General features: G+C 60.3%; 19 protein-coding genes. 7 read left to right on the forward strand and 12 right to left on the reverse strand.

Annotation, left to right across the window (positions count from 1 at the left end):
* Window positions 1-13: 13 nt before the first annotated feature.
* The 5 genes from KVG95_RS01800 to KVG95_RS01820 form a co-directional block, all read right to left on the reverse strand.
* Window positions 14-862, reverse strand: a complete 849-nt coding sequence (locus KVG95_RS01800; RefSeq protein ID WP_217854298.1) for an ABC transporter permease — start codon at window positions 860-862, stop codon at window positions 14-16.
* On the reverse strand, window positions 859-1,767 hold the full coding sequence (locus KVG95_RS01805) for an ABC transporter permease (RefSeq protein ID WP_217854299.1): 909 nt from the start codon (window positions 1,765-1,767) through the stop codon (window positions 859-861). Before KVG95_RS01805 ends, KVG95_RS01800 begins: the two co-directional genes overlap by 4 nt.
* Before the next feature lie 195 nt (window positions 1,768-1,962).
* The gene (locus tag KVG95_RS01810) at window positions 1,963-3,066 is read right to left on the reverse strand and encodes an ABC transporter substrate-binding protein (protein ID WP_052967303.1); all 1,104 of its coding nucleotides are present in this window, start codon (window positions 3,064-3,066) and stop codon (window positions 1,963-1,965) included.
* A gap of 218 nt (window positions 3,067-3,284) precedes the next feature.
* Window positions 3,285-4,733 (reverse strand): aldehyde dehydrogenase family protein, encoded by a 1,449-nt coding sequence (locus tag KVG95_RS01815; protein WP_217854300.1) that lies wholly within the window; start codon window positions 4,731-4,733, stop codon window positions 3,285-3,287.
* Window positions 4,730-6,367 carry a 5-guanidino-2-oxopentanoate decarboxylase gene (locus KVG95_RS01820; protein WP_217854301.1) on the reverse strand — a complete coding sequence of 546 codons (1,638 nt, stop codon included), beginning with the start codon at window positions 6,365-6,367 and terminating at the stop codon, window positions 4,730-4,732. Before KVG95_RS01820 ends, KVG95_RS01815 begins: the two co-directional genes overlap by 4 nt.
* Before the next feature lie 159 nt (window positions 6,368-6,526).
* Between KVG95_RS01820 and KVG95_RS01825 the strand changes: the two genes are divergently transcribed.
* Window positions 6,527-7,408, forward strand: a complete 882-nt coding sequence (locus tag KVG95_RS01825; protein ID WP_217854302.1) for a LysR substrate-binding domain-containing protein — start codon at window positions 6,527-6,529, stop codon at window positions 7,406-7,408.
* A gap of 142 nt (window positions 7,409-7,550) precedes the next feature.
* Here KVG95_RS01825 and KVG95_RS01830 read toward each other — a convergent pair whose 3' ends face one another.
* Window positions 7,551-8,165 carry an NAD(P)-dependent oxidoreductase gene (locus tag KVG95_RS01830; protein WP_217854303.1) on the reverse strand — a complete coding sequence of 205 codons (615 nt, stop codon included), beginning with the start codon at window positions 8,163-8,165 and terminating at the stop codon, window positions 7,551-7,553.
* Window positions 8,166-8,379: 214 nt separating this feature from the next.
* Window positions 8,380-9,261, reverse strand: coding sequence for an MBL fold metallo-hydrolase (locus KVG95_RS01835; protein WP_217854304.1), 882 nt, complete (start codon window positions 9,259-9,261; stop codon window positions 8,380-8,382).
* Window positions 9,262-9,375: 114 nt separating this feature from the next.
* Between KVG95_RS01835 and KVG95_RS01840 the strand changes: the two genes are divergently transcribed.
* Window positions 9,376-10,281, forward strand: coding sequence for a LysR family transcriptional regulator (locus KVG95_RS01840; protein ID WP_217854305.1), 906 nt, complete (start codon window positions 9,376-9,378; stop codon window positions 10,279-10,281).
* A 219-nt stretch (window positions 10,282-10,500) separates the two neighbouring features.
* The gene (locus KVG95_RS01845) at window positions 10,501-10,677 is read left to right on the forward strand and encodes a hypothetical protein (RefSeq protein WP_167344819.1); all 177 of its coding nucleotides are present in this window, start codon (window positions 10,501-10,503) and stop codon (window positions 10,675-10,677) included.
* A gap of 131 nt (window positions 10,678-10,808) precedes the next feature.
* Here KVG95_RS01845 and KVG95_RS01850 read toward each other — a convergent pair whose 3' ends face one another.
* Window positions 10,809-11,720: a helix-turn-helix domain-containing protein gene (locus KVG95_RS01850; RefSeq protein WP_008069566.1), complete on the reverse strand. Its 912-nt coding sequence runs from the start codon at window positions 11,718-11,720 to the stop codon at window positions 10,809-10,811.
* A gap of 188 nt (window positions 11,721-11,908) precedes the next feature.
* Between KVG95_RS01850 and pobA the strand changes: the two genes are divergently transcribed.
* Together pobA and KVG95_RS01860 are read left to right on the forward strand one after the other, a co-directional pair.
* Window positions 11,909-13,093, forward strand: coding sequence for a 4-hydroxybenzoate 3-monooxygenase (gene pobA / locus KVG95_RS01855; RefSeq protein ID WP_437180780.1), 1,185 nt, complete (start codon window positions 11,909-11,911; stop codon window positions 13,091-13,093).
* Between the two features lie 78 nt (window positions 13,094-13,171).
* On the forward strand, window positions 13,172-14,689 hold the full coding sequence (locus KVG95_RS01860; protein ID WP_217854307.1) for an MDR family MFS transporter: 1,518 nt from the start codon (window positions 13,172-13,174) through the stop codon (window positions 14,687-14,689).
* Window positions 14,690-14,814: 125 nt separating this feature from the next.
* Here KVG95_RS01860 and KVG95_RS01865 read toward each other — a convergent pair whose 3' ends face one another.
* From KVG95_RS01865 to KVG95_RS01880, 4 genes are all read right to left on the reverse strand, one after another.
* Window positions 14,815-15,663: a cache domain-containing protein gene (locus KVG95_RS01865; protein WP_217854308.1), complete on the reverse strand. Its 849-nt coding sequence runs from the start codon at window positions 15,661-15,663 to the stop codon at window positions 14,815-14,817.
* 361 nt (window positions 15,664-16,024) lie between these two features.
* The gene (locus tag KVG95_RS01870; RefSeq protein ID WP_217854309.1) at window positions 16,025-16,888 is read right to left on the reverse strand and encodes a coiled-coil domain-containing protein; all 864 of its coding nucleotides are present in this window, start codon (window positions 16,886-16,888) and stop codon (window positions 16,025-16,027) included.
* A gap of 117 nt (window positions 16,889-17,005) precedes the next feature.
* Window positions 17,006-17,998 (reverse strand): NAD-dependent epimerase/dehydratase family protein, encoded by a 993-nt coding sequence (locus KVG95_RS01875; RefSeq protein WP_217854310.1) that lies wholly within the window; start codon window positions 17,996-17,998, stop codon window positions 17,006-17,008.
* 82 nt (window positions 17,999-18,080) lie between these two features.
* Complete coding sequence (locus KVG95_RS01880) at window positions 18,081-18,974, reverse strand: LysR family transcriptional regulator ArgP (RefSeq protein ID WP_048395587.1); 894 nt, start codon at window positions 18,972-18,974, stop codon at window positions 18,081-18,083.
* A gap of 96 nt (window positions 18,975-19,070) precedes the next feature.
* Between KVG95_RS01880 and KVG95_RS01885 the strand changes: the two genes are divergently transcribed.
* Together KVG95_RS01885 and KVG95_RS01890 are read left to right on the forward strand one after the other, a co-directional pair.
* Entirely contained in the window at window positions 19,071-19,472 is a 402-nt protein-coding gene (locus KVG95_RS01885; protein ID WP_217854311.1) for an ACT domain-containing protein, read from the forward strand.
* A 5-nt stretch (window positions 19,473-19,477) separates the two neighbouring features.
* Window positions 19,478-20,080: a LysE/ArgO family amino acid transporter gene (locus KVG95_RS01890; RefSeq protein WP_008069553.1), complete on the forward strand. Its 603-nt coding sequence runs from the start codon at window positions 19,478-19,480 to the stop codon at window positions 20,078-20,080.
* Window positions 20,081-20,149: the final 69 nt, after the last annotated feature.

Genomic DNA, 20,149 nt, shown 5'->3' on the forward strand with positions numbered 1-20,149 from the left:
TGCACCTCAAGAATCAGAACGAAACGCCACCTTCACCGACCAGCTTCTCCAACGCCCAGATCAGGACGAAGTCGATCAGCACGATCAGCACGGCAAACGAGAAAACGGTAGGGTCGAGCGAAGACACGGTGCGGCTGTACATCCAGATCGGCACGGTCATGACGTCGATGGTGTAGAGGAAATAGGTCACGGTGAATTCGTTGAACGAGACGATGAACGCCAGCAGCATGCCCGCCAAAATCCCCGACTTCATCAGCGGCACCACCACATCGACAATCGCCCGCAGCGGTGAAGCGCCGAGCATTTGCGCGGCCTCTTCGACTTCGCTGCCGATGGAGAGCATCGCCGCGGTACAGTTTTTCACCACGAACGGCAGCGCCAGAATCACGTGGGCAATCACCAGCCGCGAGGTGGTGATGTGGAACGGCAGGCTGTCGAACACCAGCAGCAAAGCCAGGCCCAACACCACCATCGGGAACACCAGTGGCAGCGACATCAATTGCAGCGCCACAGCCTTGCCGCGGAACTCGCAACGGGTCAGGGCGTAGGCTGCCGGCACCGCGATAATCGTGGCGAAAACCATGGTCAGACAGGCCACCATCAGGCTGGTGGTCATGGCTTTGCCGAGGCTCAGCACATCGCTGGCGTCTGGCGACACGAAGGTGTTCCAGGCGGCCTCGTACCATTGCAGGCTGTAGCTGCTGGGCGGGAAGTCGAGGTTCGACGCACCGCTGAACGACATGACGATCATGGTCAAAATCGGCAGCACCGCCAGCAGCAGAATGAAGCCCGACAGGATGCCGGCGAACTTGCCGGTATCGCCCGGTAGCAGCGAGTGGCGCTTCTTGATCAGGGTGCTCATTGGGAAGCCTCCAGCATGCGCCGACGACGGCCGGTGATGTATTCGGACAAGGTCATGATCGCCAGGGTGGTAACGATCAGCACCACACCGGCAGCAGACGCGGCGGGCCAGTTCATCAGCGGGGCGATCTGGTCATGCACCATCACCGCCAGCATCGGCACGCGCCGACCACCGAGCAGCAGCGGCACCACAAAACTGCTGGCGTTATAGGCAAACACCAATGTCGCGCCAGTGATAATCCCCGGCAAACTCATCGGCAACACCACCTGGCGAAACACCTGCAAGCGACTGGCGCCGAGGGTGGCAGCGGCCTCTTCGTAAGTGCGGGCAACGCCGCGCATGGCGCTGGCAATCGGCAGCACGGCCAACGGGAACGCGGTTTGCACCAGGCCCATCAACACGCCATTCTGGTTGTAGAGCAGCATGATCGGGCGCTTGATCAGGCCCAGGCCCATCAGCGCCTGATTGAGCATCCCGCCCGGCCCGAGGATCACCAGCCAGCCGTAGCTTTGCAGCAGCAGGTTGACCAGCAAGGGCAGCAGCACCGCCGCGAGGAAGATCCGCCGCACAAACGGCGAGGTCAGCCGTGACATGGTGTAGGCGACCGGGATCGCCAGCAGCACCGCAATCACCGCGCTGATCAGCGCCAGGCGCAACGTCAGCAGCAACGATTTGAGGTAATAGGGTTCCAGCAATTGGGCGTAACTGGCCAGGCTGAACCCGGTCCACTCCGCGCCTTTGGTGCCGACGCTCATGCGCAGCACCAGCAGGCTGGCGGCAATCAGCACGCCGAGAAACAGCATCGACGGCGAGAGGAAAAACCAGGCACGCGCCGTCGGTGAGACACCCCGATTGAGGCGCACGGGTGCGGCGCTTACCGGATGGGTCAGAGGTTGGTGTTCCATAGCAAGGGTCTCGTCAATGGAAAGCAGCTGAGCGAGCACAGGCCTTAAAACCACGTTGAACCCTGTGGGAGCGGGCTTGCTCGCGAAGAGGCCATGTCAGTCGACATCAATGTTGAATGTCACACCGCATTCGCGAGCAAGCCCGCTCCCACATTGGATTTGTGGTGTTTCAAAGGAACTGTGTTCGCCACTCGATCAGGAAGAAAAGATTTCCGTGTAACGACGAATCCATTGGTCATGCACGGTGGCCAGGAAGGCGTTGTCGTGCATGATCGCCTTCTCGGCAATCTGCTCCGGCGTGAGGATGTACGGGCTTTTGCGCGCTTCGGCGGAGATGATCGCCTTGGCGTTAACCGGGCCGTTGTAGATGTCTTCGGCCATCTTGCCCTGCACCAGCGGGTCCAGAGAGTGGTTGATGAAGGCGTAGGCCAGGTCGATATCGCCCGGGCGATTCTTCGGCATCACCGACAACATCAGGTCGGTGTAGAAGCCTTCCTTCATGCCGAACGTGGCGCCCAGGCCGTAGGCCGGATCGCGAATCTGTTTCGGGAAAAACGCCGGCGCGTACAGGCCCCCCATGTCCAGGGAACCGGTGCGGAACAACTCGGCGATCTGGTTCGGGTTTTCGCCCAGGGTCACGACGCGATCTTTCAGCTCGGCGAGTTTCTTGAAGCCTGGCTCGATGTTGTGTTCGTCACCACCGGCCAGTTTGGCGGCGATGATGATCAGGTCCATGGCCTCGGTCCAGTTCGGCGGCGGCAGGAAGATGTTCGGCGACAGCTCCGCGTCCCACAGGGCGGCGTAGCTGTCCGGCGCTTCTTTGATGGTGCGGGTGCTGTAGACCAGGCTGTTGCACCACAGCAGGTAACCGATGCCATGACCATTGGCGCCAGTGCGGTATTGCTCCGGCACGTCGACCAGGTTGGGGATGCGGTTGAGATCGGGTTTTTCCAGCAGGTTGGCGGCGGCCAGACCTTCAGCGCCGACGCCGGCCAGAGTGATGATGTCGTACTGCGGACGATCACCGCCGGCCTTGAGTTTGGCGACCATTTCCGAGGTGCTGCCGGTGCGGTCAGCGATGACCTTGCAGCCGTACTTGGCTTCGAAAGTCGCGGCGATGTTGCGCAATGCGGCAAGGCCGGTGTCATCGGACCAGGTCAGCAAGCGCAGGGTCTTGCCCTGGAAACGTGTGTCGCTGGCATTGGCCTTGATGAACGGCATGCTCATGGCCGCCGCAGCCACGGACGCCACGCCCACGGTTTTGATGAATTGACGTCTGTTCAGATCGTGCTCGCCCATGAAGGACTCCCTTTGTTTTTTTAAGTATGAGGTTGGTCGCAACCGTTGCATCCGCGGGGCCAGATCAGCTTCAAGCCCCCGGTTTCAATGGGCCTTGGCGATGCCAGCGGGTTCATCCTGAGGTCGTGCAAAACACCTGACTATCGATAAAAACTCATTGAAGCCATGACGCTGGCGCATGCCTCATCGCGAGGCATGCGCTCACCTTTTTCGTGCTGTCAGACGGCCCGAATCACGTGTTTGATTTCCTGGAAAGCCTGCAAGCCCCACGGCCCCAATTCGCGGCCGATGCTGCTCTGTTTGTAGCCACCCCAAGCGGTCTGCGGGAAGATCACTTGCGGCGCGTTGATCCACACAAGCCCCGCCTGCAAAGCGTTGGCGACCCGATCGGCGGCTTCTGCGTCGCGCGTGACCACGCTGGCCACCAGACCAAACTGGCTGTCGTTGGCCAAGGCAATCGCCTCGGCTTCAGAGCTGAAACTGCGCACGCAGATCACCGGGCCGAAAATCTCTTCGCACCACAGCGCACTGTCGAGGGGCACGTCGATGAAAATGGTCGGCTGCAAAAAATAGCCGCGTGGCAGGTCTGCCGGGCGATTACCGCCGCAGATCAGCTTCGCGCCTGCGCTCAAACCGCGATCGATGTGGCCCAGCACCCGTTGGTATTGCGCCTGATTGACCAGTGCGCCCATTTCCACGTTCGGGTCGAACGGGTCGGCCACGCGAATGGCTTCGGCGCGCGCCTTCAATCGCGCTACAAATTTTTCCGCCAGTTCATCGGCAACCAGCACGCGGCTGGTGGCGGAACACATCTGCCCGGCGTTGAAGAAACCACCGCCACAGGCCACTTCCACGGCCAATTCGATGTCGGCATCGGCGAGTACCAGCAGCGAGGATTTGCCGCCCAGTTCCAGGCTCACACCCTTCACGGTTTCCGCTGCCCGCTGCATCACCTGCACGCCCACCGCATTGCTGCCGGTGAAGGAAATCTTGGCGATGCGCGGATCAGCCGACAGCGGCGCACCAACGGCCAGGCCGGTGCCGCAGACCAGATTGAACACACCGTTTGGCAGACCGGCTTCGGCAATGATCGTCGCCAGTTCCAGCTCCGGCAGCGGCGTCACTTCAGACGGTTTAAGCACCACGCAGCAACCGGCGGCCAGCGCTGGGGCGAGCTTCCAGGCGGTGGTGACCATCGGGAAATTCCACGGCACGATCAGCCCCACCACACCGCATGGCTCGCGGCGCAAACGGGCACTGAAATCGTCGCTCGGCAACGCCACGGCGCTGTCCTGTTTACCGTCCAGGCCTTCGGCCAGATCGGCGTAGTACTCGAACGTGGCGATTACATCGTCGACATCAATGGCCGCTTCAAACAGCGGTTTACCGTTGTTGCTCGACTGCAACTTCATCAACTGTTCACGACCGGCCTGTACGCCAGCGGCGATTCTGCGCAGGATCGCCCCGCGCTCGGCGCCGGTGGTTTTCGACCACTGTTTGAAAGCATGGGTCGCCGCCGTGACGGCCTGATCGACAGCGTGTTCATCGCCGCCGTTGACGGTTGTCAGCAGCGCTTCGGTCGCCGGGTTGATCACGCGTAAATGTTCGTTGCCAGCCAACCATTGGCCATCGATGTACAGGCCATCCAGAGTAATAGGAAAACTCATTTCGACACCGCCTTCATCCACTGGGTCTGATCGATTTCAATCAGGGTCGGACCCTGGCGATCGGTGGCGAGACGCAGCGCGCTGCGCAGTTCTTCGACACCGCTGACCGCCTCGGCTGCGCAACCCAGCGCCTTGGCCACACCGATGAAGTCCGGGGTGTAGATGTCCACGCCTACCGGCTCGATGGCGCGGTTGACCATGTATTTCTTGATCTCTTCGTAGCCTTGGTTATTCCACAACAGTACGATCACCGGGGTGCGTGCTTCAACCGCACTGGCCAGTTCCGGCAGGGTGAATTGCAGACCACCATCGCCGATCAGGCACACCACCGGAGGTCGCACGCCGCCTTCGATGCTGCCACCGAGCCAGGCGCCTATCGCCGCCGGCAAGGCGTAACCGAGGGTGCCGTAGCCGGTGGACGAGTTGAACCAGCGGCGCGGGCGTTCCGGGTTGAAGGTGAGGTTGCCGGTGTACACCGGTTGGGTCGAATCGCCGACGAATACCGCGCTCGGCAATTCGTGCAAAACGGTTTCCAGGAAACGGGTCTGGGCCAGTGTTGGGGCATCCCAGGTTGCGGCCAATTCATCGCGCAAACGCGCGGCGCGCACCTGCCCCCAATCGTTGCGACGCTCGGCCAGCGACTGGTGGGACAGCGCACTCAGCAAGGCCTGAGCGGCGTTGCGCGAATCGGCCACCAACGCGACTTTCGGCGGGTAATTACGCACGGTCTGGTCGGGGTCGATGTCCACGCGCAGCAGCACGCCGGGAATGTCGAAGCCGCCGGCGAAGGTGACGTCGTAATCGGTTTCGGCCAGTTCGGTGCCGATGGCCAGCACCACGTCGGCCTCGGCGACCAGTGCGCGAGTGGCTACCAGGCTTTGGGTCGAGCCGATCAGCAGCGGATGACTGGACTCGAGCATGCCCTTGGCATTGATGGTCAGGGCCACTGGCGCATCCAGCAGTTCCGCCAATTCGGTCAGCTCGGCCGCCGCGTCGATGGCACCGCCACCAGCGAGAATCAACGGGCGCTTGGCCCCGGCCAGCCAGTCGGTCATGCGGCTGATCGCGCTTGGCGAAGCACCGGCGCGATCAATGTTCACCGGCACGCTGGCGAGCAAGTCATCGGCCTCTTCGACCAACACGTCCAACGGAATTTCGATGTGCACCGGACGCGGACGGCCAGCCTGGAACAGCGCGAAGGCGCGGGCCAACACGCCCGGCAATTCAGCCGCCGACATCAAGGTGTGAGAGAACGCTGCCACGCCGCCGACCAGTGCGCTTTGGTTCGGCAGTTCATGCAACTTGCCGCGACCGCCGCCCAATTGGCTGCGCGATTGCACGCTGGAAATCACCAGCATCGGGATCGAGTCGGCATAAGCCTGGCCCATGGCGGTGGTGATGTTGGTCATGCCAGGGCCGGTGATGATGAAGCACACACCCGGTTTGCCGCTGGTGCGCGCATAACCGTCGGCCATGAAACCGGCGCCCTGTTCGTGACGGGGAGTGACGTGGTTGATGCTCGAACGGGCCAGCCCGCGATACAGCTCCACGGTATGCACCCCGGGAATGCCGAACACCTGCTGGACCCCGTAATCTTCGAGTAACTTGACCAATACTTCGCCGCACGTCGCCATGTCTTTGCCCTTTTTGTTCGTTTGAGACGCCGGGCCTGCGCAGTGTTTATGATGGGTTGGCAGGTCCAGGGATGGCCTCATTGGAACGGGCGACGCGTAGCCGCAACAATGGATAAAAAGTCATACTAGCCATGTCTTCACGTCATACCTTGGATCCCAATGAAACGATTGCCTCCCCTGCCGGCGCTGCACACTTTTCTGATCACCGCGCAGTGCTGCAACTTCACCCGGGCCGCCGAACAACTGCACATCACCCAAGGCGCGGTGAGCCGGCAGATCGCCGGGCTGGAAGATCATCTGGGTTATGAGCTGTTCATTCGCCAGGCGCGGGGCTTGAGCCTGACCGCCGAAGGACGGGAATGGCTGCCACGGGTGCAGCAGATTTTCGGCCTGATCGACGAGGCGGTGGAGCAGATCGGCGAGAAGCGCGAAACCCTGCAACTGAAAGCCCCGACCTGCGTGATGCGCTGGCTGTTGCCACGCCTGTTGCAGTGGCAAAAGGAACGCCCGGATGTACCGGTGGAATTGACCACCACGGTGAAACACGGCGTGGATTTTCATCGCGAGCAGTTCGATGCGGCGGTGATGTATGGCGCGCCGCCGGACAGCTCACTGGCCTCCCAGCATCTGTTCGATGAGCAACTGACGCCCGTGTGTTCCCGACCGATGCTTGAAGGGCCGATGGCTTTGCAGACACCGGCCGACCTCCAGCAACACTTGTTACTGCACCCCACCCGTGATGAACGGGACTGGAACGCCTGGCTGAAAGCCGCGGATATTCGGCTGAGCAATGTCGGCAAAGGTCAGCATTTCGAAACCCTTGACCTGGCGATGTCGATGGCGTCCCAGGGGACAGGTGTAGCGATTGGCGATTGGTCGTTGATTGGCGATGACCTGAGTGCCGGACGGCTGGTCATGCCTTTTGACTTGAGGGTGAAAACCGGGTTGGCGTATTACCTGGTGTTCCCCGAGAAACCGGAACCTTCGCCGAAGTTGCGCGAATTGATGGGGTGGTTGGTGGAGCAGGCTCAGAGCCGCTGAGAGATGATCGTTCCCACGCTCTGCGTGGGAATGCAGCCCGGGACGCTCCGCGTCCCATCAAGAGCCGAACGCGGAGCGTCCGATGAGGCATTCCCACGCAGAGCGTGGGAACGATCAACGCTGGCGTGCGGTGTTTCGTGGATCAATACCCGACAGTAAACCGCTGCCTTGAATGCTTCGGCGTTTTCAGTTCATCAAGCAGCGCAATCGCGAAGTCAGCAAAGGTAATCCAGCTGCGGCCTTCGGCACTCACCAGCAAGTCATCCTTGCCGACTCGAAACGCGCTGGTGCGCTCACCTTCGACAAACTCTGCCGACGGCGACAGGAACGTCCAGTCCAAGTCTTTTTCCTGACGCAAAGTATTCAGGAACGCAGCACCGGCGCTAGCCTCGGCCTTGTATTCCTCCGGGAAACCTTCGCTATCGATCACCCGAGAGCCGCCCGGCAGCAACAGCGAACCCGCACCGCCCACCACCAACAGACGCTTGACCCCGGCCTTCTTCACTGGCTCGATGATCGCGCTGGCAGGGATGGTCGAGAAATGCGCAGCGCTGATCACCGCATCATGCCCGGCCACGGCGGCTTGCAATGCAGCAGCGTCGAGCACGTCCACGTTTTTGCTCACGACCCCGGCACGCGGGGCGATTTTCGAAGTGTCGCGGGCGATGGCAGTGACGCTGTGACCGCGACGCAGGGCTTCTTCCAACAGTTGACTACCGGCACGACCGGTGGCACCGATGATTGCGATGTTGCTCATGACGTTCTCCAGTTGGTTTGGGTGTACGCGAAGTTACTTGGTTTGCATTGATCAGTGTGGCGAGGGAGCTTGCTCCCGCTCGGCTGCGAAGCAGTCGTAAAACCTGAGCATGCGGTGCGGCGGGAAGAATGTAGGGGAGCGCTTCGCACTCCAACGGGGGCAAGCCCCCTCGCCACAACCCTCGCCACAGGTAAGCAGTTTCAGCTGCGGCGGATTACCACTTCATCTCGCCCTTGGCGACTTTGGCGCTCAGCTCCAGCGAGCTTTCTTCACCCAGGGTCGGGTAGCGTTTTTTCATTGCGCCGATCAGTTCGGCAGCGTCTTTCGCCTTGGCGGTTTCTTCGTCGAAAGCCTTGATGTAATCGGCGGTGAATTGCACCGCCGACAGAGAACGCGCGCTCTCACCGAGGTAGTGACCCGGCACAATGGTGGTGGGCTTCAGCGCTTCGATCGCCTGCAGCGTCGTCAGCCAATCGGCATGGGATTGCGGGGTCTGGGTGTCGGCCATCCACACGTGAATGTTTTCCGCGACCACCACGCCACCAACCACTGCCTTGATCGACGGGATCCACACAAAACTGCGATCCGGCTGCTTGCCGTCCAGGCCGATCACCTGCAATTTCTGCCCTTCCAGCATCAGGCTATCGCCCTTGAGCACCTGCGGCACGATGGTTTTGTTCGGTACGTCAGCGCCCATTTTCGGGCCCCAGAACGCCAGTTTGCCGTCGACGGTTTTTTTGATGTGATCGACAGTCGGTTGCGAGGCCAGCACTTTGGCTTTCGGGAACGCCTGGGTGACGGTGTCGAGGCCGAAGTAGTAATCCGGGTCACCGTGGCTGATGTAGATGGTGGTCAGTTGCTTGCCGCTGGCGCGGATTTTTTCCACCACCTGTTCGGCCTGGGCTTTGCCGAATTGCGCGTCCACCAGAATCGCTTCCTTCTCGCCGCTGACCAGCACCGAGGTCACCGGGAAGATCGCGTTGATGCCAGGGTTGTAGACGTCCAGCGTCAGGGTGGATGCCGCAGCGGCATGGGCCGCGAAGCCGAGCGTAGCGGTTGCCAGAAGAATGCGTTTGATTGAAGTGAAGCCGATCATCTGTTGCTCCGTTGTCCGAATGCCATGCTTGGCGATGGGACAGAGCTTAGTTGCCTGGTTCGATACAAAAAATGCGATGCTTGAACATAGTTTGTTTCTGAAAGCGGGCAAATCATGGATCGTCTACAAGCAATGCGGGTATTCGTCACGGTGGTGGACCTGGGCAGCCAATCGGCCGCCGCCGATCACTTGGACCTCTCACGGCCGGTGGTTTCACGCTATCTGGCGGAGTTGGAGGATTGGGTCGGCGCGCGCCTGATGCATCGCACCACGCGCAAATTGAGTCTGACCGCCGCCGGCAGTGAGATCCTGCCTCGCTGTCGGCAGATGCTCGATTTGTCCACCGACATGCAAGCCGCCGTCAGCGAACCGGACGACGCACCGCGAGGCCTGTTGCGGATCAGCGTCAGCACCTCATTCGGCCAAGCGCAACTGGCGGACGCCATGGCGGCCTACGTCAAACGTTACCCCGGCGTCAGCATCGATATGCAAATGCTCGACCGCACGGTGAACCTGGTGGATGAACGCATCGACCTGGCCATCCGCACCAGCAACGACCTGGACCCGAACCTGATCGCCCGGCGGCTGACGGTCTGCCGTTCAGTGATCTGCGCTTCCCCCGCGTACCTGCGCGAGCACCCGACACCGCAACGGGTCGAGGACCTCAGCCTGCACAACTGCCTGACCCACTCCTACTTCGGCAAAAGCCTCTGGCATTTCGAACAGGACGGCGAGCCCGTCTCGGTGCCGGTGGAGGGCAACATCAGCGCCAACGAAGCCAGCACGCTGTTGCGCGCGACGATGGCCGGGGCTGGCGTGGTGATGCTGCCCAGTTACCTGGCCGGCGTGCATATCCACAGCGGCGAACTGATCCGCCTGTTGCCCCAGGCCAAGCCTCGGCAGCTGAACATCTATGCGGTGTACGCCTCACGCAAACACATGCCGGCGGCGTTGCGCAGCATGCTGGATTTTTTGGTGCTTAGATTTCCCGAAGAACCGGAGTGGGATGTTGGGTTGTAAACGGATCAAAATGTGGGAGCGGGCTTGCTCGCGAAAGCGGTGTGACATTCAACAATGATGTCGACTGATCCACCGCATTCGCGAGCAAGCCCGCTCCCACATTGGCTCATCATTGTTCTGAATATCGCGTTAACCGCGAAAGCGGCTTTGCTGGCAACTCATCCGCGCTGACCTATGCTCAAAGCAGTACCGAAAGGTATTCGTTCAGAGGTCAACGCCATGAACATCAAAACAAAAAGATACCTCGCCATTTTCATCACTTGCGCGGCGACACTAGCGCTGTATGGCACAGCCGCCTGGCGTGTCGAGCAGTTGCGACAAGTGCCCCGTGAATACGCGAGCTGCAACTTCGAGCGCTGCATTCCCCACAACGCGACCCTCAACGCCCTCCGGTAACGAACACCTGTGGCGAGGGGGCTTGCCCCCGTTCGGCTGCGCAGCAGTCGTAATTCGGTGAATGCGGTGTTCTCATTGAAATGCTGGGGCCGCTTCGCGACCCAACGGGGGCAAGCCCCCTCGGTACAGGTTCAGGCCTCGTTGTCCTGATCGGCATGGTCCTGATCGGCCTTCAAGCGGTCGCGAAAAGCCTTGGGCGAAATCCCCACGCGACGCCTGAACAGGCGTGTGAAGTTGGTCGGATCGGAAAACCCCAACACGTCGGACATTTCATAAATGGTCATGCTGGTGTAGGTCAGCAAGCGCTTGGCCTCCAGCAATTGACGCTCGTGCATGATCTGCAACGCCGGTTGCCCCGCCAGCTCACGGCACGTGCCGTTGAGGTGGGACACGGAAATCCCCAGCCGATGAGCCAGGTCCTCGACCTTGACGTGCTGGCGATAAGTCTCTTCCACCAGTTGAATAAAGCCGTTGAGGTATTCCCGAGCCCGCTGCGGACGCTGAGTGGCGGTTTGGCGCTGAATCACCTGGCGGCTGATCCACACCATAATCACGCTGACCAGCGAATGCATGAGCATTTCCCGCGCCGGTTGATGGCCGGTGTACTCGCTTTGCAGCGCCGAAAACAGACTGTTGAGGTACTCGCTGTCCTTGCCCGCCGGGTAGCTTTCGGCCTGTGCCAGAGCGTTCACCGAATTGCCCAGTTGTGCTTGCAGGTGGGCGATCAGCGGCGCGGCCAGCGTGACGACGAAACCCTCGACGTCCTCGGAAAACCGATAACCATGCACCGATAACGGCGGCAGAATCAGGATTGCCGGTTCGGTCAATTGTGAGCGTTTGCCTTCGATCTCAAGCTCTGCCTGACCTTTGAAGACGAAGAGCAACTGACACAAATCCGCGTGGCGGTGAGGTTTTATTTCCCATTGATGTTCGCGGCTGCGTTTGGAAATGGTTTCACAGTGCAACAAGTCAGGGGTCGGCCAGTCCAGGCTTTCACCGTAGAGTTTGAACACCGGAATCGATGGCAGGTCAGGCTTGTTCATCACTTCAATCCAGGCCTCGAAGGTAACGGGGCGATAATCGCACCGATTGGCAGAATGTACAGGTATCGGCTCAGTTTTCCCCTTCAATTGACAGACCCGCAAGTGAAAAATGCAAGTACTCGATCCATAAAAATCATTCACCGGCCTTGGTCGCGTGGAGCTTGCGAGTCATAAAAACAATGAAAACACTGAAAACCCAAGTCGCAATCATCGGTGCCGGCCCCTCTGGTTTGCTACTCGGCCAATTGCTGCATAATGCCGGCATCGACACCCTGATCCTCGAGCGCCAGCCCCCGGATTATGTGCTCGGGCGCATCCGCGCCGGTGTCCTCGAACAAGGCATGGTAGAGCTGTTGCGTCAGGCCGGGGTGGGTCAGCGCATGGACGCCGAAGGGCTGGTCCATACAGGCTTCGAACTGGCCCTCGACGGGCGCCGGGTACACATCGATTTGCAGGCGCTGACGGGCGGCAAAACCGTAACGATCTATGGCCAGACCGAGGTCACCCGCGATCTGATGGCCGCTCGTCGGGACGCTGGTGCGCAGACGATCTACGAAGCCAGCAATGTCGTCCCCCACGGCATGAAAACCGCCGAACCCTTTGTCACCTTCGACAAGGACGGCGAAACATATCGACTCGATTGTGACTACATCGCCGGCTGCGATGGTTTCCATGGCGTGGCGCGGCAGTCGATTCCTGCGGACTGCCTGAAAGTGTTCGAGCGGGTTTATCCGTTCGGCTGGCTGGGGATTCTCGCCGACACGCCGCCGGTGCATGAAGAGTTGGTCTACGCGCGGCATGAACGGGGTTTTGCGCTGTGCAGCATGCGTTCGCCGACACGCACCCGTTATTACCTCCAGGTACCGGCCCAGGACAAAGTCGAGGACTGGTCCGATCAGCGCTTCTGGGATGAGCTCAAATCCCGTCTGCCGACCGCCCTCGCCGACGCGCTGGTGACCGGCCCGTCAATCGAAAAAAGTATCGCGCCGCTGCGCAGTTTCGTGGTCGAGCCGATGCAGTACGGGCGGATGTTCCTGGTCGGCGACGCCGCGCACATTGTCCCGCCCACCGGCGCCAAGGGCCTGAACCTGGCGGCCAGCGACGTCAGTACGTTGTTCAACATTCTGCTGAAGGTTTACCGTGAAGGCCGTGTGGATTTGCTGGAGAAGTATTCCGAAGTCTGCTTGCGGCGGGTGTGGAAAGCCGAGCGGTTTTCCTGGTGGATGACCTCGATGTTGCATCGCTTCGACGAGCACGACGCGTTCAGCCAGCGCATCAGCGAATCGGAGCTGGCCTATTTCGTGGACTCCGAGGCGGGTCGAAAAACCATTGCCGAAAATTACGTCGGGCTTCCATATGAGGCTATCGAATAGCCTCCTATCGACTTACACTGGCGAGCATCCCGCTCGCCTTGCCTGCTGCGGGTCCATCACTGCCCGCAGGTTTTACCCGTGACCAATCTCAACCAGCCTGAAACGCCCAAACCGGCCATTCGCAGCGTGTTGATCGCCCTGATGCTGGCGATCTTTCTGGGCGCGCTGGACCAGACCATCGTCGCCGTGTCGATGCCGGCCATTTCCGCGCAGTTCAAGGATGTCAGCCTGCTGGCCTGGGTGATTTCCGGGTACATGGTGGCGATGACCGTGGCGGTGCCGATCTACGGCAAACTCGGCGATCTCTATGGCCGCCGCAAGTTGATGCTGTTCGGCATGGGCTTGTTCACCCTCGCGTCGTTGTTCTGCGGCATGGCGCAAAGCATGGAGCAACTGGTGCTGGCGCGGATCCTTCAGGGCATCGGTGCCGGCGGGATGATTTCGGTGAGCCAGGCGATCATTGGCGACATCGTTCCGCCCCGCGAGCGCGGTCGCTATCAGGGTTACTTCAGCAGCATGTACGCGGTGGCCAGCGTGGCCGGCCCGGTTCTCGGTGGCTACATGACCGAATACCTGTCTTGGCGCTGGGTGTTCCTGATCAATCTTCCATTGGGCCTAGGTGCCTGGCTCGTGGCCCACCGCACGCTGGTGGGGTTGCCAGTGCCGCAGCGCAAGCCGATCATCGACTACTTCGGCACCGTGCTGATGATCATCGGCCTGACGGCGTTGTTGCTGGGCATCACTCAGGTCGGCCAAGGCCATTCGTGGCGCAGCACCGAAGTGTCGGGTTTGCTCGGTTGTGCGGTGGTGGTGCTGGCCGTGTTCGTCTGGCATGAACGGCGGGCGCGGGAACCGTTGCTGCCGATGCACTTGTTCACCAACCGCAGCGCGATTCTTTGCTGGTGCACGATTTTCTTCACCAGTTTCCAGGCGATTTCCTTGATCGTGCTGATGCCGCTGCGCTTCCAGAGCGTCACCGGCGCCGGGGCCGATAGCGCCGCGTTGCATCTGTTGCCGCTGGCCATGGGCTTGCCGATAGGCGCGTATTTCGCCGGACGCCAGACCTCGGTGACCGGTCGTTACAAACCGATGATCCTGACCGGCGCCTTGCTGATGCCGTTCTCAATACTAGGCATGGCGTTCAGTGCGCCTCAGGCGTTTGTGCTAAGCAGCCTGTTCATGTTGCTCAGCGGCATCGCCAGCGGTATGCAGTTTCCGACGTCGTTGGTGGGTACGCAAAACTCGGTGGAACAACGGGACATCGGCGTCGCCACCAGCACCACCAATCTGTTCCGTTCTCTGGGCGGTGCGGTGGGTGTGGCGTTAATGTCGGCGCTGCTGCTGGCGTTATTGCAGGATTCGAGTTTCGCTCACTTGGCCGGCTCATCGCTGATTGCCGAGGGTCATTCGGGGAATGTCTTGCTCGATGGTTTGAACGCCGCACCGGGGGATGCACAAAATGCCCTGCGCGCTGAGCTGCTGCTGACCTTCCGGCATTTGCTGATGGTCAGCGCGGCGGTGTCGCTGCTGGGGCTGGCGGCGGCGATTGCCATGCCGAACAGGGTGTTGCGGGGGCGGGAGGACAAGGTTCGATAGGCCAATCGAGTCGCCTGCATTCGCGAGCAAGCCCGCTCCCACATTCGACCGCATTTCATTTGGAAGAACTCGGTCCACTGTGGGAGCGGGCTTGCTCGCGAAAGCGGTCTGTCACTCACCGCCATTCAAGGGCTGTAATACCCCACCGCCACCAGAAAATGCCCGACCTTTTTCAGGTAGGCATGCTTGTCTTCCACTTTGCCAGTCACAGGGTTTTTCCAGCGGTATTCGTATTCGCCGTCATCCTGTTTGGCCATCAGCGCCAGAATCGGCTCGCCCACCGGTTTGCCTTCCGGGTCCTTGATCTTGCCGAAGTCGGTATTGATCAGTCGCAAATTGGTGCCGTGGGCGACATAACGCTGGGTATCCACGTCGACGACAAACACGTACAGGTCATCCTGCAAGTAACCGCCCTTGAGGGAGTTGATCGCTGTGAGCGTGCCCTTTTCGTTTTTGGCCAGATCGACCGCTGCTTTATCGAGCAACGCTTGCGCCTGTTGCGGCGAGGCCCGTGGCAGATAGTAACCGACCGCCAGAATCCGCTGGCCGATGCGCTGATAGAATACATGCTTACGTTCAACCTTACCGTCGGCCCAGTTCTGCCAGCGGTATTCGGCTTGCTGAATGCCGTTGCCCTCCGGCACTTTCAAGGCGTCCTTGAAGGCTTTTTGCACCTCCGGTCCGAGTACCTCGGACACATCACGACCGATCAACGCCGAAGATGGTCCGCCGCTGGCGAGCATCACGCCCTTGGTGTCGACCACGAAGACATAGCGATCCTTGTCGACAAACTCGCCCTGACGGCTGAACGCCGCGAAAGCCTTGTCACCCTGCTCGTGGTAATAGGCCAGGGCTTTTTCCAGCAAGGCTTTGGCGGCCTGGCTGTCATCCTTTTCCGTCGTGGCGGCGTGAATCGGCCCCAGGCACAGTAAAAGCAACCCGCCCAGCCAGGCAAACTTGTGAAGAACCCCCATCGCGTATTCCCCGTTCTTGTTAGTGTTTCAAGAGCGTAGACGGCTTGGGGCTATGTATGAATATTCAGGAAACGGTGGGGAGGTCTGTGCTTTGAAGAGGCTTTGTGTGGCCAGGGGACTCTCTTTAGGGAGGGGCTTTTTGTGGCGAGGGGGCTTGCCCCCGTTCGGCTGCGCAGCAGTCGTAAAACCTGAGCATGCGGTGCAGCTGGAAGAATGTAGGGGAGCGCTTCGCACTCCAACGGGGCGATGCGGCGTTCCGACAAGCCCCCTCGCCACAAAAAGCCCCTAGCCACAGCAAGCCCCTAACCACAAAACCCATTCTACAAAAGCTCCACTCCACAGGCCCCATCACTGCATCGGGCTATTGAGACCGGGTGCGCAGTTGTTGCTGCAGATTCTGAATCTGCGCCTGCAGGGTGTTGATGTTGCGGGTGACTTGGCCACGGAAGGCGTCGAACTCGGCGGTGTTGGTGCCACCTGCTGCGGCGGCCGGGCGATTGTCTTGTTGGCTTTTGAGCACGATCATGTCTTGCTCCAGGCGCTCGATGGCGGCGCTTGGATTGCCTTGTTTCTTCAACGCGACGATGTCAGCGCCCAGGCTTTTGAATTGGGCGTCGAACTTATCGTCCGACGCGTTCTTCAACGCGGCCAGTTCACCGCTCAAGGCTTTGACCTGAGCCTGCAACTGAGCATTGGCGGTTTGTTGTTCGGTGGCTTGCGCGGTCATTTGCGCCAGGCGCTTGTCCAGATCGGAGGTCTGGCCGAGTACGCCTTGCTGCTGCTTGCTCTGATCCTGAAGCTTGCTTTCCAGCTGTTTGCTCTGGTCCTGTAGTTTGCTTTCGAGCTGTTTGATTTGCAGCTTCAACGCTTCACTGCCAGTGCTGACGTTGGACTGGCTGGCCACGACCTTGCCGGAAATGTCCTGCAAGCGCCCCGCCGCTTCCTCACTGATGCGCGCAAAACTTTCCTGGGTCGCCACCAGTTGCTGTTCCATCAGCGAGATCTGCTGAAAACTCCACCAGGCAAGGCCGGCGAAGGCAAAGAACAACGCGCCGACCAATGCCCACAGAGGGCCGGTGCTCGGGCCTTTGACCTTGACCACCGGTGTGGTGCGCGAATGCACGGCAGTGCGAGCGGTGGTCGGAAAATCATCGTCATCGAGGCTGTCGGCGCGCAGGCTCGGGACATCGTCGAAGTCGTCGTTGGCATCGTTACGCATGGGCATTAGGGTCAACCTTTGTGGAACGCGGTGATGGCTTGATGCGGCGAAGTATAACCCCCGCTGCCGCACCGGTTGACCCTGAACCCCGAACTCGGTTCAGTAAGGGGTCACCCTTGTGTGTCAGCGAATGTCCTGAGCCTTCCACCAGCCGCAGAATTCATCGAGGGCGGTCCAGAGGCTGACTTTCGGATCGTAGTCCAGATAATGCCGTGCGCGACTGATGTCCAGGGTGAAGTTTTTGTTCATGACCTGCATGCCCAGCCGCGATAGCGTCGGCTCGGGACGACCTGGCCACAGCTTGCACACACCCTCGTTGAGCGCGGCAAGGCTGTAGGCCAAACCGTAGGAACGGTAGCGGGTAACCTGTGGGACATCCATTTGGCGCATCACGTAATTGACCACATCCCACAATGGAACCGGTGCTCCGTTGCTGATGTTGTAGGCCTTGCCCAGAGCCGAACCGCTGGCCTGCAAGCTGCTGAGCAACGCTTCATTGAGGTTTTGCACGCTGGTGAAATCGACCTTGTTCAGGCCGTTGCCGATAATTGCCAAGCGCCCTTTGCGCTGCATCTTCAGCAGTCTGGGGAAAATGCTCATGTCGCCGGCACCCGTCACGAAGCGCGGGCGCAGGGCCAGGGTTTCGAGGCCGAATTCCTGCGCACCGAAAACTTTTTGCTCAGCCAGGTATTTGGTCGCGGCATAGGGATGTTTGAAGCGCTTGGGCACCTGCTCTTCAGTCAACCCCAGATGATCGCGGCCATCGAAGTAGATCGACGGCGACGACAAGTGCACCAGACGCCGGACCCGCTGTTTCAGACAGGCCTCGACCACGTTCTCGGTGACTTCGACGTTGCCTTGATGAAAGTCCTGATACCGCCCCCACAAACCGACAGCGCCGGCGCAATGCACCACGGCTTCAACGTCTGAACACAGGTCGCGTGCCAGTTGCGGGTCGCTCAAGTCGCCCTGAATGAACTCGGCGCCACGGCGCACCAGATGCTCGACGCTTTCGGCCCGGCGACCGTTGACCCGCACGTCCAGGCCCTGCTCCAGGGCGAAACGCGCAAAGCGTCCGCCAATGAAGCCGCTTGCGCCGGTGACCAGAATCTTCATGAATTGCTCCGAATATTTCGTTTTGCGTTTTGCGCTTTGCATATTGCGTAGGGCGTAGGGCGTGAGGTCTTGACGCTGCCCGTCAGTCCAACGGCACCAGCCATTGCTTCGACGAGCGCACCAATTGATCGGTGAGTAACCCCAAAAGCTGACCGCCATTGCGCCAATGATGCCAGTACAGCGGCACATCGATCGGCTTATCTGGCAAAAGCTCCTGCAATTGGCCGCGTTCCAGTTGCTCGCGCACCTGCAATTCAGGCACCAGGCCCCAGCCAAGCCCTGCTTCGGTGAGACGAAGAAAGCCTTCGGACGATGGGCATAAATGGTGTTCGAAACCGCCATCCACACCGAGGGATGCGAGGTAGCGATGCTGTAGGAAATCATCCGGGCCAAACACCAGGGCCGGGGTTTTGGCTAACTGATCGGCGCGCACACCATCGGGAAAATGCCGGGCAATGAACGCCGGGCTCGCCATCGCACGGTAGCGCATCGCCCCCAACAGAACGCTGCGCGCACCGGCCACTGGCCGTTCACTGGCGCAGACACACCCCGCCACTTCGCCTGCGCGCATGCGTTTGAGGCCGACGGTCTGGTCTTCTACCACCAAGTCGAGCAACAGATGTTGTTCCGCGCAAAAGTCCCCCACCGCCTCGGCCCACCAAGTGGCAAGGCTGTCGGCATTCAGAGCGATACGCAGGCGTTCTGGCAGGCCTTCTTCGTCCAGCGCCGGGACCAACGTTTGTAGATCGCGCTCAAGTAATCGCACCTGCTGCACATGGTTAAGCAATCGCCGGCCAATCTCCGTCGGCGCCGGGGGTGTGACCCGCACCAGCACCGGTTGGCCGACCCGTGCCTCCAGCAGTTTGATCCGTTGGGAGATGGCCGATTGGGACAAACCCAACACCTGCGCGGCGCGTTCGAATCCGGCCTGTTCGATCACGGCGGCGAGCGCGGAAAGTAATTTGTAGTCGAACATCAGTTTTCCTAATGGGCGATCAGGACTATTGGTTTTTCTTATACAGCCTTCAACCGGAGAATGGCCAGCAAGAACTCTTGAACAAGGATCACCGACATGGCTGGCGAAACGTCATTGGCAACCCTGCTGCGCAGCATGAGCCCGCAACTCAATGACGGCGAATACGTGTTCTGCACGTTGCGCAACGGCAAGTTGCCCACCGGCCTTGAGATTGTCGGCAGTTTTCGTGAACGGGAAGGCCTGACGGTGATTCTGGAACGTTCCCACGCTGAGAAGGCCGGTTTCAGCTTCGATTACGTCGCCGCCTGGATCACCTTGAACGTGCACTCAGCCCTCGAAGCCGTCGGCCTGACCGCCGCGTTCGCCACGGCACTGGGCAAGGCCGGCATCAGTTGCAACGTGATCGCCGGGTATTACCACGACCATTTGTTCGTCGGCCAGGCCGATGCCGAACGCGCCCTGCAGGTACTGCGGGATCTGGCGTCCAACGCGGAGTAATACATATGTGGCAAAGCTATGTGAACGGCCTGTTGGTGGCCGCGGGGCTGATTATGGCAATCGGCACCCAGAATGCATTTGTGTTGGCGCAGAGCCTTCGGCGTGAACATCACCTGCCGGTGGCGGCGCTTTGCGTGACCTGCGATGCGTTGCTGGTGGCCGCCGGAGTGTTCGGGCTGGCGACAGTGCTGGCGCAAAACCCGACCCTGCTGGCCATCGCCCGTTGGGGTGGCGCGGCATTTTTGCTGTGGTACGGCAGCCTGGCGCTGCGTCGGGCCTGCTCGAAACAAAGCCTGCAACAGGGTGAAAATCAGACAGTACGATCGCTGCGGGCGGTGCTGCTCAGTGCTTTGGCAGTGACACTGCTCAACCCGCATGTGTATCTGGACACCGTGTTGCTGATCGGCTCCCTCGGCGCTCAACAAACCGAGCCCGGCGCTTATGTGGTGGGCGCGGCCAGTGCGTCATTGCTGTGGTTTTTCACTTTAGCCCTTGGCGCGGCATGGCTGGCGCCGTGGCTGGCACGGCCGAGCACCTGGCGAATTCTCGACCTGTTGGTCGCCGTGATGATGTTCACCGTAGCGTTCCAGTTAATCAGCGCCGGGTGATTTATTCCAAAAGGCTCTGGAACCTCTATTCCACACAGTTGTTGCGTGGTTATGCCGCACCCCCGGTGC

The sequence above is a fragment of the Pseudomonas farris genome (assembly GCF_019145235.1).
In the GTDB taxonomy this organism is placed as follows: Bacteria; Pseudomonadota; Gammaproteobacteria; order Pseudomonadales; family Pseudomonadaceae; genus Aquipseudomonas; species Aquipseudomonas farris.

Coding starts and splice junctions, on each gene's coding strand:
- KVG95_RS01825 (WP_217854302.1), top strand. CDS start 6,527: ATGAAACGATTGCCTCCCCTGCCGGCGCTGCACACTTTTCTGATCACC.
- KVG95_RS01805 (WP_217854299.1), bottom strand. CDS start 1,767: ATGGAACACCAACCTCTGACCCATCCGGTAAGCGCCGCACCCGTGCGC.
- KVG95_RS01875 (WP_217854310.1), bottom strand. CDS start 17,998: ATGAAGATTCTGGTCACCGGCGCAAGCGGCTTCATTGGCGGACGCTTT.
- KVG95_RS01820 (WP_217854301.1), bottom strand. CDS start 6,367: ATGGCGACGTGCGGCGAAGTATTGGTCAAGTTACTCGAAGATTACGGG.
- KVG95_RS01880 (WP_048395587.1), bottom strand. CDS start 18,974: ATGTTCGACTACAAATTACTTTCCGCGCTCGCCGCCGTGATCGAACAG.
- KVG95_RS01815 (WP_217854300.1), bottom strand. CDS start 4,733: ATGAGTTTTCCTATTACTCTGGATGGCCTGTACATCGATGGCCAATGG.
- KVG95_RS01850 (WP_008069566.1), bottom strand. CDS start 11,720: ATGAACAAGCCTGACCTGCCATCGATTCCGGTGTTCAAACTCTACGGT.
- KVG95_RS01870 (WP_217854309.1), bottom strand. CDS start 16,888: ATGCCCATGCGTAACGATGCCAACGACGACTTCGACGATGTCCCGAGC.
- KVG95_RS01890 (WP_008069553.1), top strand. CDS start 19,478: ATGTGGCAAAGCTATGTGAACGGCCTGTTGGTGGCCGCGGGGCTGATT.
- KVG95_RS01830 (WP_217854303.1), bottom strand. CDS start 8,165: ATGAGCAACATCGCAATCATCGGTGCCACCGGTCGTGCCGGTAGTCAA.
- KVG95_RS01885 (WP_217854311.1), top strand. CDS start 19,071: ATGGCTGGCGAAACGTCATTGGCAACCCTGCTGCGCAGCATGAGCCCG.
- KVG95_RS01835 (WP_217854304.1), bottom strand. CDS start 9,261: ATGATCGGCTTCACTTCAATCAAACGCATTCTTCTGGCAACCGCTACG.
- KVG95_RS01865 (WP_217854308.1), bottom strand. CDS start 15,663: ATGGGGGTTCTTCACAAGTTTGCCTGGCTGGGCGGGTTGCTTTTACTG.
- KVG95_RS01845 (WP_167344819.1), top strand. CDS start 10,501: ATGAACATCAAAACAAAAAGATACCTCGCCATTTTCATCACTTGCGCG.
- KVG95_RS01800 (WP_217854298.1), bottom strand. CDS start 862: ATGAGCACCCTGATCAAGAAGCGCCACTCGCTGCTACCGGGCGATACC.
- KVG95_RS01840 (WP_217854305.1), top strand. CDS start 9,376: ATGGATCGTCTACAAGCAATGCGGGTATTCGTCACGGTGGTGGACCTG.
- KVG95_RS01810 (WP_052967303.1), bottom strand. CDS start 3,066: ATGGGCGAGCACGATCTGAACAGACGTCAATTCATCAAAACCGTGGGC.